Here is a 13406-nt window from a genome sequence, read left to right as displayed (position 1 = left end):
CTATAACCTCCTCTTTAGTGGACGAAATTGTCCTTTTGGTTTAATCAAGCATTTTTGATCAAACCCTATCAAATCTTGACGTTTTGCAAGCATTAAAGCTTCATAAACAAGATGATAATTTTTAGGATGACGATATTGCATAAGTGCTCTTTGCATTGCTTTTTCTTTTGGTGTTTTTGCGACATAAACAGGTGTCATATCACGAGGATCAAGTTCTGTATAATACATTGCTGTTGAAAGAGTTCCTGGAGTTGGATAAAAGTCCTGAACCTGTTCAGGCTGATGGCGAATATCACGCAAATATTCGGCCAACTCAATCGCACTTTGTAAATCACTGCCTGGATGTGATGACATTAAATAAGGAACCAAATATTGATTTTTTCCTAAATCTTTATTGAGTTTCTGATATTTCTCTACAAATTTCTCATAAAGCTGACGATGAGGTTTCCCCATCTTATCTAAAACCTGATCACTGATATGTTCAGGTGCTACTTTTAATTGTCCACTAATATGATTTTGAACAAGTTCTTTAAAAAACTGATCATTTTTATCATACATTAAATAATCATATCTAATCCCTGATCTCACAAAAACTTTTTTGACACCATCAAGCGATCTTAATTTTTTTAACAGTGATAAATAATCACTATGATCAACTTTTAAATTCTGACAAGGCTTTGGCCATAAGCATTGTTTTGTTGGACATGCTCCATGTTTTTCCTGCTTGTCACAGCTTGGTTGCCTAAAATTAGCAGTTGGTCCCCCAACATCATGAATATATCCTTTAAAATCTGGTTCAGAAATCATCAACTTTGCTTCGTCCACAAGTGATTCATGAGAACGGGTTTGAATAATACGTCCCTGATGAAAATTAAGTGCACAGAAATTACATGCTCCAAAGCAGCCACGATTACTAATAAGCGAAAAACGAACTTCTTCAATGGCTGGAATATAATCATACATTGGATGAAATGTTCTTTGATAAGGTAAAGCATATGTATCATCAAACTCCATTTGTGTCAATGGACGATTGGGTCTATTTTGGACAATATAGAAACCATCATAAGGTTCAACCAATACTTTTGCATTAAAATGATCAGTATTACGATATTGAATGGCAAATGATTTAGCATAAGCACGTTTATCTTGCAATACTTCTTCAAATGATGGTAACATCACATATCCTTCAGGAATTAATGATAAATCTTTCACTTTAAAAACAGTTCCATCAAGATAAGTCAAATATTGTGCATCAATTCCTGCTGCCAATGCTTCAGCAATTTCTACAACACTATTTTCACCCATTCCATACATTAGTAAATCAGCTCCAGCATCAACTAAAATTGATTTTCTCACTTTATCATCCCAATAATCATAATGCGAAAGACGTCTTAAACTGGCTTCAATACCACCAATAAGAATCGTTGCATCTTTATAAGCTTCACGCACTTTTTGACTATAAACAATCACCGCACGATCAGGACGATGACCACTTTCACCATTATTAGAATAACTATCTTTTTTTCTTCTTTTCTTAGAAACACTGTAATGATTCACCATTGAATCAATATTTCCACTTGAAATCATAAAACCTAATTTTGGCTTACCAAATCGTTTAAAATCATCTAAATGATGCCAATCTGGTTGTGCTAAAAAACAAACTTTAAAACCACGACTTTCTAAAGTTCTGGTAATAATAGCTGCACCAAATGAAGGATGATCCACATAGGCATCACCACTAATATAAACAAAATCAGGTTGCTGCCAACCTCTTTCTAACATTTCTTCTCTTGTTGTTGGTAAAAAATTTCCCATAATGTCTCCCCTTTTATGCACCTATTATACACCAAACTTTCCATAAGCAAAATAAAATTGTGCAGAAATCTACACAATTTGTTTCATAAATGTCGATGTTTTTAATGTCACTCCAGTATATTCTTCTACAAACCCATCCATAATAGGGACTAATGTATGAATAACATCTTGTGATAAATGCAAACAATCTATTGATTGTATGGAAATTTTATGAATATGACGAAAACCTTTCAACACCTCAACACTATATTTCGGATGTCCATTGATATGTTCTTGACATAAAAAGCCACCATCAGCTAATGAAATAGAAACAACTTGAGATGCTCCGCAAAGAACACATCCTTCCACATCTAAAGAGACACCATTATGGTCTAAAATAAAAACATTAAATAAAAGATAAACAACAAGAGGATCATAGCCATTGTCAATAGCTTTTAAACAATCATATAAAATATCATATTCTTTTTCTATAGGTGCATTTTCCTCAATATAACGATAAAAATATTCTAATATATAATCAGCCACAATCTCACTTTCAAGACGCTCTTTAATATGTCTAAGATAATCAATAGGAGTTGCTTTCATTAACGAACTCAATCCTTTTTTTAAATGAATCGTTAGTTCACTTATCATTAATTGCTGACAAGCACGGGCATTTTTGCTTGTTATTTTTTTTACGCCTCTTGCAATGACACCTATTTTGCCATAATCACGTGTATAAATATGTAAAATCATATCATTTTCTTTATACGGTGTTGTTTTTAAAATAATTCCTGTCACAACGACTTCATTAATAGTCGTTTTCATCGTATCCAAACTCCTTGAGATACTTCTGTTTATTACGCCAATCTTTTTCTACCTTTACAAACAATTCTAATTCCACTGGAACTTGTAAGAAACGTTTCATCTCTTTTCTGGCATTGAGTCTAATCTTTTTAATCATACTCCCCTGTTTTCCTATCAAAATAGATTTTTGACTTGGACGATCAACAACAATAGCTGCCATAATATGAACTCCCTCTTCATCTTCTGTCATTTTTTCAATGACAATAGCAACACTATGAGGAACTTCTTCATGTGTAAAATAAAGAATTTTTTCACGAATAAATTCAGCCATGATAAATCTTTCAGGATGATCTGTCAAATGATCTTTAGGATAATACATAACTCCTTCAGATAAATCATTTTTAATTGTTGTGATTAAATCCTGAACATTATCACCATTGATTGCACTAATTGGAATAATCTCCTTAAAATCAAACAATTCCTTCCATTCATTTAATTTCATAATCAACTGATCTTTACTTAATAAATCTATCTTATTTAAAATTAAATAAACAGGACCATCAGCATCTTTTAATCTTTCAACAATAAAGCGATCTCCCTTACCAATCTTTTCATCAGCTGGTGCAATCAATAAAACCAGATCAACCCCATAAATACTATTTAACGCATTGGTATTCATAAATGAACCCAAGCCATCTTGTGGTTTATGAATACCAGGTGTATCCATAAAAATAATCTGAGCTTCATCATCAGTATAAATTCCTTGAATCGTATTACGTGTCGTTTGAGCAGTTGCTGATGTAATCGCCAATTTTGTCTGTAAAATATAATTTAATAATGTTGATTTTCCAACATTAGGACGACCAACAATGCTTACAAAACCTGATTTAAATGTCATAAACTTTCTCCTGTAAATGCACGTGGCATTAATTCCTGCATATTTGTCACTTCAAAATAATCTTTACACCCTAATACAATCGGTGTATAAGGATCTAAAAGTTCTGCCAATACCTGACGACAGGCACCACAAGGTGAAATCAATGGTGTACAATCACCAACAATTGCTAAAGCTTCAATATCATCTTGACGATATCCCTGACAATAAGCTTGATAAATCGCATTTCTTTCAGCACACATTGTCGAACCATAAGCTGCATTTTCAATATTTGTCCCATGTATCAACTGACCATTTTTCAATAATATACATGCCCCTACTTTAAAATGTGAATAAGGGACATAAGCATTTTGACTGGCTTTAAAAGCTTCGTCAACTAATTTTTGATAATCCATAATCTAACCTCTTTCTATTCCCAATTCATTTAAAATGGCTTTTTGTAAAGCAAACATTTCTTTTTCATCCTCTTCATTCATATGATCATATCCCAACAAATGAAGTAATCCATGTGTGAATAAAAAACACATTTCTCGTTCAATGGAATGACCATACTCCTGTGCTTGAGCAAGTGCATGATCATACGATATAAAAATATCACCTAAGCTTCTTGGCATCCCCGGCACATAAAACTGATCATTATCTTCCAAAGCAAAACTAATCACATCAGTTGAACGATCAATCTGACGATAATCACGATTCATAGCATGAATCTCATCATCATCTATAATTACACATGAAAGTTCCACATCATCTGTAATCTTTAAATAATCAAACGCAGTTTCAATAATTTCAACAAACTGTCTTTCATAATTGACTGCACTTAAATTCTTTTCATCTTCATATACAAAATCAATCGTCATATTATTATCCCTTACTTTCTAGTTTTCCTTTATTAATTATAGCACAAGCAACATTCTTGTTCACTATTTTTGTTTGATGATTCACAATAATATAAATCTTTCCTTCATCATTTTTCAACAAATATCGAATCATTTTATTCGCCAATTTACTGTCCATATGTGAAAATGCTTCATCCAATACAAGAACATCATAATCCTGACACAATAAACGAATAATCGCAACAACCTGTCTTTGTCCAAGTGACAAAGGATTTCCTTCTTCATTTAAAACAACAGAAAACATATCTTCTAAATGACTTTGACCAAACAGCTTTAAATACTTTTTCACGCGTTTCTCATCCTGACATAAAAAATTATTCCATAAACTCATATGTAAAAATGATGGTGTTTCATTTGTATAACCAATATGCTGATATAAAGACTTTAAATCCAAGGTTCTTAACTCATGCTGATTCATATATATATCACCCTGATAATTCATATCTACGCCCATTAATAATCGGAGTAAAGTCGATTTGCCACTCCCCGTTTCACCTTTTAAGAAAAGATGCTGTTGAATCGATAAATCTAAATGCTCTATAACTGGTTGCTGATATCCATAAGCATAAGTCACGTTATCAAAGGTGATAGATGTAATCTGTTCTTGAAATGGTGTTTTTTCTAATTCTGGTTCTAATTCAAAAGCCTTATATTTTTCATAAATAATACTCATTTGCTTATACTGACTTACTAATGTCACCATATTTAAAACAGGTTGAATACAATAAGACACAAGCATATAAAACATCATCAGCTGTCCAACGGATAAAACACTTTGCTGATAAAAGAAAAAACCAAAAAGTAAGACTGTTCCATAGAAAAAATAAATAATATATTGGATCGTACTTTGTAATTGATTTAAAAACAATGCCTGCTTTTCTTTCAATAAAGCTTCATCTAAATAGATATGATAACTTCTTTCACGCATTTTTTGATATAGACAAAATGTTTTAATCAAGAATTGATTTTCAATCAATTCTAAAACATGATGCTGATAAATAAAATGGGCTTCTAAATAATTCTTATGAATGTCTTGTAATGCTGTAAAGCGATGATAAGAAAAAAGCATGATAATACATAACATGATAATCACAATCATCGTCATATAAATATTTAAAATAGCCATTCCTGCTAAAAACACAACCAAAGACAAACCATCAAGAAATAATCTTTCAAAACAAGCAATACTCATTTCACTTAAATCAAATAAACTTAACAATTGACTTTGCAGTGAACCCATATCCTGATAAAAAAACTGATAGGGTTGTTGAAGCATTTTCATTGATGAATCAAAGACATAATCTTCATCAATCGCCTTTTGAAGATGAATAACAGCCTTTGTTTTTTGTTTTTCCATTTTTGTTTTCATAAATTCAATCAAACAATAACCAACACATAAAACAACCATATAAAAAAACTGTGTTTCTCTTTGAATATCATCAATAAAGATTTGAAAAAAATAACTACTTAAATAACCCAACATAGAAATTCCTAAGCCTTTATAAAGCAATATTATAAAATGTTGACGATACGCTAAAAATGTGTCTTTTAAAAAATCATAATAAGATTTATAAGAAAGTTCTGGAACACGCCCTACATGTTTAATCGCAATCATTCTTAAAGCATAGTGTTCATCCATTTCTTCCTGATAAATAGTGATTAACCCACGTGCTGGATCACCAATCACATATTCATCATCATTTCTTTCATACAAAACAACAAAATGACCAATGCCATCATAAACCATATAAAGAATACATGGATATTTGACTTCTTTTGAAATGTCATCTAAAGAAGCCTGATAGGCTTTGGCTTCTATCTGATAACTTTTTAAACATTCCAGCATTCCTTTGATGGAAATACCATTTTGATTTAATCTTGCTTTTTGTTTAATGGTTTTGATTTCTTCTTTAAAACCATAATACTTTAATAACATTAAAATACAATAAGCTCCACATGCCTTTTCTTCATCTTGTAATTCTATTGGATATTTGTGCATATAAAAACCCCCTTACTTCTATATACGAAAAAATAAGAGGATTTTCTTTTTTTATTTGTAATTTTTTAATATTTTTTTCAATTTATCAATAAATTCATCAATATTAGCCTCATTAATGATAAATGGAGGCAACATTCTTAAAACATTTGTTCCTGCAGTCACCACAATCACACCATCATCTAATAATGCTTTCACAATCGGTTTGACATCTTGATCAAAAACCAATCCTTGCATTAAACCTAATCCACGATGTTCTTGAATGATATCAAATTCATTAACCAGTTCATCTAACCTTTTTAATAAATATTGAGACATTTTTTGAACATGATCTAATAAGTTTTCTTTTTCAATAATGTCAAAAACAGTTTTAACTGCTGCACAAACAAGTGGATTTCCACCATAAGTACTGCCATGATCACCTGGCTGCATGGCTGCAGCAAATTTTTTATTGGCTACAAAAGCACCAACGGGTACCCCACAACCGATTCCTTTTGCTAAACAAACAATATCAGGTAAAATATCATACTGGAAATAAGTCATGATTGTTCCTGTTCTGCCCATTCCACATTGCACTTCATCTAATATCAGACAAATATCATGTTGATCACATAGTTGTCTTAGACCTTTTAAAAAGTCTTGCTGACAAGGATTTAAACCACCCTCACCCTGTAATGGTTCAACAATAATAGCACATGTACGCTCATTAAGTAGTGCTTCAACACTTTGTAAATCATTAAGCGTAGCATACTGAACACCTTCTATCAAAGGACCAAAAGCTTCCTGATAATGAGGATTCCCTGTTAATTTCACGGAACCTGTAGAACGTCCATGGAAAGAATGATGAAATGAAATAATTTCACTATCAGCTTTTCCATGTTTTAAATAGTAATATTTTCTTGCCAATTTTAATGCACCTTCTGTTGCTTCTGCACCAGAATTACAGAAAAATACAGCATCTAACTGAGTTGCTTTTTTGACCGCTTCTGCTGCTTCAATAGAAACAGGTGTATAAAAATAATTAGAAACATGCATAAGTGTTTCTATTTGTTTTTGTAATGCCTTGACATAAGGTGGATACCCATGTCCTAAGGAATTAACCCCAATTCCAGAATAAAAATCTAAATATTTTTTACCATTCGTATCATATAAATAGACACCTTCACCTTTTTCTAAAAGAATATCATATCTACCATAAGCTTTTAAAAAAGCATTTTCCCCTCTTGTATATAAATCCATCATTTACACTCCCTTCATATGACATGCAATAGTATAATACAAATCCACTGCTTTTTCTAATACTTCTTCATGAAAATTAAATGTTTCTGTATGTAAACCACTTTGATAGTCCTGACATTTGGTACCTAAGAAAAAGAAAATTCCTGGTATTTCTTTTTGATAAAATGAAAAATCTTCTGCTAACATGAATGGTTCTTTTAATGAAATAAAATCTTCTTTTTTGACCAATGAACAAAAATTATGGTACAAATGTTCATCATTAATAACAGGTGGATATAGTGGCGGACAAGACCATTCAATCTGACAGCCATAATTCTTCTCTAAACCAAAATGAATAGCATCCATTTTCGCTGTGATATCTTTAAACAACTGCTCATCATAGCAACGCAATGTCCCATGCATCACCGTTTCACTCGCAACACTATTACGCGCTGTTCCACCATGAATACTGCCAATATTCAGAACAACTGGTGCAAAAGGTGAAACTTGTCGGGTTAATAATGATTGATATTGATGAATGGCATCACTTGCGATGACAATACTATCAATACCTTCCTGTGGCAACCCAGCATGAGCCCCTTTTCCTTGAATACGCACATCTATTTCTCCACACATAGCCATTAGTGGACCTTTCTTACAGGCAATTTTGCCTTCCTCAATAAAAGGCATTAAATGCATACCAAAAATAGCTTTCACATGATATTTTTCAAATAACCCTGATGCCACAACTTGTCGTGCTGCCCCGGGTGATTCTTCTGCCGGCTGAAAAATAAGCAGAATATTATAGGAAAAGTTAAAATGGGATTCCTGAATACGTTTCGCCAGTCCCAATAAAGCACTCATATGACCATCATGACCACAAGCATGCATATAACCTGGATATTTGGATATAAAATCAATCTGATTTTGTTCATGAATAGCCAAACCATCAATATCACTTCGAAATGCAATTGTTTCCTTTTGATGACAATCAATATAAACAACTGTACCAGTTTCCACAATGGCTTCCCATTGATAACCCATTATCTCTAATTCATGACGTATATAGGCAGCCGTTTGATACTCCTGTAAACCGAGTTCAGGAATCTGATGTAAATCTCTTCGCCATTTTTTTAACTCTTCCATATTCTCACCTTATAATTTTCTTAAATCATCCATTAATTGTGTCTTTTCTTTGGTTTGATCAGATTTTTCCGTTTTAATAATTTTTGCTGGATTTCCAGCCACAACTGCCCCGGCTGGAACATCTTTTAAAACGATACTTCCAGCGCCAATGACTGCTCCCTGACCAATATGTACACCTTCAACAATCACTGCATTAGCACCAACTAAAACATCATCTTCCAAAATAACAGGCATTGCACTTGGTGGTTCAATAACACCTGCTAAAACAGCACCTGCTCCAACATGACATCGTTTACCAACTTGCGCACGTCCACCTAAGATGGCTCCCATATCAATCATTGAACCTTCACCTATTTTGGCACCAATATTAATAATCGCTCCCATCATCACCACTGCATTATCTCCAATTTCAACATTATCACGAATCAATGCGCCTGGTTCAATACGTGCATTAATATTCGTTAAATCCAACATTGGAATTGCACTATGACGACGATCTTGTTCTAAATAAGAATCGATAATCAATTGTTGATGATCTTCTAAATATTTTTGAATCACTGTTAAATCACCAATTAATACTTTCGTCGATGCATCACCAAATGATTTAAATTCATCACTTTCTGGTAAATCATGACCTTTCACATAAACCTTAACAGGGGTTTGTTTTTTCGCATTACCAATATATTCAATAATCTCTTGAGCTGTTTTATCCATAAAAATCCTCCTCATTGATTGTTCCTTCAAAAATTGTACGTGCTGGTCCTTCCATATAAATATGACCATTTTCATAACTTATATCCAAAATACCACCACATAATTCTACTTTAACATGTTCATCACATAATCCATTAAGATAACTCGCATACATCACTGCACAAGCACCTGTGCCACAAGCCATCGTTTCCCCTGAACCACGTTCCCAAACACGCATTTTCAAATATTGTCGATTCACAACTTCAACAAATTCAGTATTGACTAAATCAGGAAACAGTGGATGATGTTCAAAATAGGGACCAATCTTAGAAATATCAAAATCAAGATGATCAACATACATAACAGTATGAGGATTTCCCATTGACAAAGATGTTAGATTATATGTTTGTCCCCTCACAACAATAGGCTCATTAATCATTTGTTGCTTTTCAAAAAGACAAGGAATCAATGCTGTTTCTACAATTGGTTTTCCCATATCTACCCTAACACTTTGAACTTGATGATTTTTTAGTGTTAGCCATACTTTTTTTATACCACCCATTGTTTCAATCTCTAAATAAGTTTTATCAGTTAAATGATGATCATAAACAAATTTTGCAAAACAGCGAATCCCATTACCACACATTTTTCCTTCGCTGCCATCTAAATTAAACATACGCATCTTAAAATCATATTTTTCTGAAGGCAAAATGACAATCATACCATCACTGCCAACTCCATAATGACGATCACTTAATCGAGAAATAAATGTTTTATCCATAGGAATATTTTGATGAATTCCATCAAAATAGATATAATCATTGCCAATTCCTTCCATTTTAGTCAATTTCAACATGATATCACCTCATCACTTGCAATATATTAACATTTTTTCATCACGATGAAAAGAGTTTTGCATCATTTGCATATAATGAAAATAGGTGATCAGATGAAATATATGTTTAAAAGAGTAAATCGTGTTCTCTCGATTTTATTATTAACCATTTTATTAATGATTTTACATTATCATCTTTACTAAAAATAACGGTCATTATGACTGTTATTTTTCATATATTATAAAAGAATCTAACTTTTTTACCAATCACTCCAGCAATAAAATCAACCATTATTTTTTGATATACATTCATCACCATGAATCATACATATCATTTGCTTAATTCCTACTTTTCTTTATAATGAAATAGAGGTGAACAAATTATGAGAATAGACAATGTAGATGTAGACGTTTTAAATGGAGAGATGGATGAAGAAGAAATCAAAGCTTATATTTCCCATGTCAAGGAACAATATCCAGATGAAACCCTCCTCTCTTTAACATTAACAATTGATGGAGATTATGTAGATATGCATTATCATCTTAAACCTCAACCAATTGAAAGAATACGTCGTATTACTGGTTATTTAGTAGGAACACTTGATCGTTTCAATGACGCTAAAAAAGCTGAAGAACATGATCGTGTCAAACATCATATATAATAAAAAGCATATCATTATACAGATTTGTATACCATGATATGCTTTTGTTTCATTTTTTTATAAAAAAGAAGAAATAAATGTGATTTATAAATCTTTAATTTTCATTTTACTATATTCATTTTTATATTGATTGTCCTTTTTATACTGATAATAAAATAATAAAGAAACAACAATGGGAATCAAAGAAATGAATATATTAATCATAAATATTGCAATAAATTCAATAGTCATCTTCGAATCAAATAATATATTCATAACATTTAAATTTTTAAGCAGAAAAACTATTGAGATAAGAATACTCGCTATAACAATAAACCTTAAATATTTCTGAAAAGACCGTCTTAAAAGAGACATCAATATTATAATAATCAATGAAATAATAAGTATCATCATTAAATTTTCAAATGTATAAAACATAATTTTCTATTTCTCCTTTCTGTATGTATCTATCAATAATTTTGCTACAGTGATATCTATTTTTTCTTCTATAGCTAAATATTTAATTAAAGAAATCAGCGAATCATCTTTTTCTTGATCAACTAATTTAATCTTTTCAATTAGTCTATCTAACCTTAAACGAACCGTTGGATAAGAAACATCATAAAACTTTGCAATATCTTTAAGTGAACCAGATGCAAGTACAAATTCTTTAATAAATTCTAAATCTTCTTTTTCAATATTTAACACCCATTGAGGTAATTCACTATTATATTCAGTTTTCAATTATTAAAACCTCCAATCTCTTTGCCTTATTAATGCCAATGTTTTATCTCAAATTGTAAGAAAGCAAAATAACAATACTTATGTAAAAAAGTTATACCCCCTTGATTGGTACTACCAATTTATTCTTATATGAAGTTCATATAATTACCTTATCGTGCTAACCTTTTTCTATTTTTATTATATCATCGTATTTAATATTATTCAATATAACTTTAACAATATTAAAAAAATATTAAATAATATATTTAAAAATATTAAAACACTATCAAACACATAAAATCAGTCTCTTATTACTAATGAATTGTAAAAGCATGATTGATTATTTGAAATAGTCAATTATATATAATATAACATATTTAAGTTATTTAAAAAGCATATCACGATATACAAATATATATAATGATATGCTTTTGTTTAGACTTAGGTGGGAATCTCGTCAATCATTTTTAACAGCAATGATTATTTTTCTAATTGATCTTGTATAAATTTATTAAAATTATACATAATCGTTCCATGTTGGTAACTATCATTATCATCTTTTTCATCATAATTTACAGACATAATTGTACTTGCATTGTTAATTATTTGCCCATTGTATATAAAGATATAATCATTGGGATTATCTGCCAAATATGCATCTTCTATCTGTATACTATCAATATCTTCATTTTCTCCTATAATCCTAATAATCGCATTTAAATTTTTACATTGACTCATGAATTTATTCGCAGTTTCCTGGTTGTTACATATAAATACATAATAGAGAGGAGTATTCCCTTGTTCAAATAAGTTTAAAATTGTATTTTCTTCATATACATTAAATTTCTTTGGATAATATTGTGTATACTTATTCATTATTTGATTATCATTTTCAGCAATATACTCATTGTCATACGTTTTATCAAGCAAACGATCATAGGCATTTCTTAAATCTATTCTTATATTTTTATCGCCAAGTTCTTCTTGAATATATTTCATATTTTGTTGAACATATGTCTTTTGTAATGCTAAGAAGAACCCCATTTCATCTTCTATAAAAGTCTCTTTACTCAATTGAGCATCAAAATTTATTTTCCATACCTTTGAAAGATATTTCTTAGGAAAGGCAATATCATCATGTACAATTTCTTCTATTTTCCAATCTTCAAAGAAAGAATTACATATGCTTTCATATTTGTCTGGAAAAGATTTTTGATTGAATGAATGTAGTATCATTGAACCAATAAAGATAAAAACTATAAAACATATTAAAATTTTTAAATATTTTTTCATGCTCTCCTCCTATAATTTTTTACACCTGATAAGTTAATTTAAGACAGTATTAGAAATCATATCATTATAAGCATCTTTATTCATTTATAGTATAATATTGGTAGGTATGTTTGTAAATAAATACTTTATGTAAAAACATTCTTTAACAAATTTATAAATTTTTGAAAAAATATCTTTACAAAAACATGCAAATCTTATATAATCTTACTTGCCTAATTAAGGTAGATATGGCGGTCGTGGTGAAGTGGTTAACACACCAGATTGTGGCTCTGGCATTCGTGGGTTCGATTCCCATCGACCGCCCCATATAGTTAATCAAACCCTTGTAACAGCATGGGTTTTTTTATATTTTCATATCTATAGTACAATAAAATGATATATCATAATAGTTAATGATTACTAAATTTTCATACAATTCATTAATATATATAATAAAAACAAGGAAGATTTAAAAGTATTGAGTTTA

13 protein-coding genes and 1 tRNA gene are annotated in these 13406 nt (G+C 30.8%); 2 read left to right on the top strand and 12 right to left on the bottom strand.

The genetic code is table 11. The features are described from left to right. From BN1865_RS15995 to dapF, 10 genes are all read right to left on the bottom strand, one after another. Complete coding sequence (locus BN1865_RS15995) at window positions 1-1815, bottom strand: YgiQ family radical SAM protein (RefSeq protein WP_050638249.1); 1815 nt, start codon at window positions 1813-1815, stop codon at window positions 1-3. A 69-nt stretch (window positions 1816-1884) separates the two neighbouring features. After that, window positions 1885-2622 (bottom strand): DNA repair protein RecO, encoded by a 738-nt coding sequence (gene recO, locus BN1865_RS15990; RefSeq protein WP_050638248.1) that lies wholly within the window; start codon window positions 2620-2622, stop codon window positions 1885-1887. Beyond that, window positions 2606-3499 (bottom strand): GTPase Era, encoded by an 894-nt coding sequence (era, locus tag BN1865_RS15985; protein WP_050638247.1) that lies wholly within the window; start codon window positions 3497-3499, stop codon window positions 2606-2608. The genes recO and era overlap by 17 nt, the downstream gene beginning before the upstream one ends. Next, on the bottom strand, window positions 3496-3891 hold the full coding sequence (gene cdd / locus BN1865_RS15980; RefSeq protein ID WP_050638246.1) for a cytidine deaminase: 396 nt from the start codon (window positions 3889-3891) through the stop codon (window positions 3496-3498). The genes era and cdd overlap by 4 nt, the downstream gene beginning before the upstream one ends. 3 nt (window positions 3892-3894) lie before the next feature. Then, window positions 3895-4356: an rRNA maturation RNase YbeY gene (ybeY, locus tag BN1865_RS15975; RefSeq protein ID WP_050638245.1), complete on the bottom strand. Its 462-nt coding sequence runs from the start codon at window positions 4354-4356 to the stop codon at window positions 3895-3897. A gap of 4 nt (window positions 4357-4360) precedes the next feature. Next, window positions 4361-6394: a cysteine peptidase family C39 domain-containing protein gene (locus BN1865_RS15970; protein ID WP_050638244.1), complete on the bottom strand. Its 2034-nt coding sequence runs from the start codon at window positions 6392-6394 to the stop codon at window positions 4361-4363. Window positions 6395-6445: 51 nt separating this feature from the next. Beyond that, window positions 6446-7630, bottom strand: a complete 1185-nt coding sequence (locus tag BN1865_RS15965; RefSeq protein ID WP_050638616.1) for an aspartate aminotransferase family protein — start codon at window positions 7628-7630, stop codon at window positions 6446-6448. 3 nt (window positions 7631-7633) lie between these two features. Beyond that, window positions 7634-8755, bottom strand: coding sequence for a M20 metallopeptidase family protein (locus tag BN1865_RS15960; protein WP_050638243.1), 1122 nt, complete (start codon window positions 8753-8755; stop codon window positions 7634-7636). A gap of 9 nt (window positions 8756-8764) precedes the next feature. Next, window positions 8765-9469 carry a 2,3,4,5-tetrahydropyridine-2,6-dicarboxylate N-acetyltransferase gene (gene dapD, locus BN1865_RS15955; RefSeq protein ID WP_050638242.1) on the bottom strand — a complete coding sequence of 235 codons (705 nt, stop codon included), beginning with the start codon at window positions 9467-9469 and terminating at the stop codon, window positions 8765-8767. Then, a complete protein-coding gene (dapF, locus tag BN1865_RS15950; RefSeq protein WP_050638241.1) occupies window positions 9462-10304 on the bottom strand; it encodes a diaminopimelate epimerase in 843 nt (280 codons plus the stop codon). Before dapF ends, dapD begins: the two co-directional genes overlap by 8 nt. A gap of 362 nt (window positions 10305-10666) precedes the next feature. Between dapF and nrdD the strand changes: the two genes are divergently transcribed. Continuing rightward, window positions 10667-10945 (top strand): anaerobic ribonucleoside-triphosphate reductase, encoded by a 279-nt coding sequence (gene nrdD / locus BN1865_RS15945; protein ID WP_050638240.1) that lies wholly within the window; start codon window positions 10667-10669, stop codon window positions 10943-10945. A 423-nt stretch (window positions 10946-11368) separates the two neighbouring features. On the opposite strand, the gene BN1865_RS15935 is transcribed toward nrdD, so the two are convergent. Next, window positions 11369-11668, bottom strand: coding sequence for a DUF2089 family protein (locus tag BN1865_RS15935; protein ID WP_050638238.1), 300 nt, complete (start codon window positions 11666-11668; stop codon window positions 11369-11371). Between the two features lie 459 nt (window positions 11669-12127). Then, window positions 12128-12940 (bottom strand): hypothetical protein, encoded by an 813-nt coding sequence (locus BN1865_RS15930; RefSeq protein ID WP_050638237.1) that lies wholly within the window; start codon window positions 12938-12940, stop codon window positions 12128-12130. Between the two features lie 230 nt (window positions 12941-13170). On the opposite strand from BN1865_RS15930, the gene BN1865_RS15925 reads away from it, so the two are divergent. Continuing rightward, window positions 13171-13246, top strand: a tRNA-His gene (locus BN1865_RS15925). Window positions 13247-13406: the final 160 nt, after the last annotated feature.

The sequence above is a fragment of the Candidatus Stoquefichus sp. SB1 genome (assembly GCF_001244545.1).
Lineage (GTDB): Bacteria > Bacillota_I > Bacilli_A > Erysipelotrichales > Coprobacillaceae > Stoquefichus.
The sequence above is the reverse complement of the archived record's forward strand: the minus strand, read 5'-3'. Positions and strand labels throughout refer to the sequence as shown.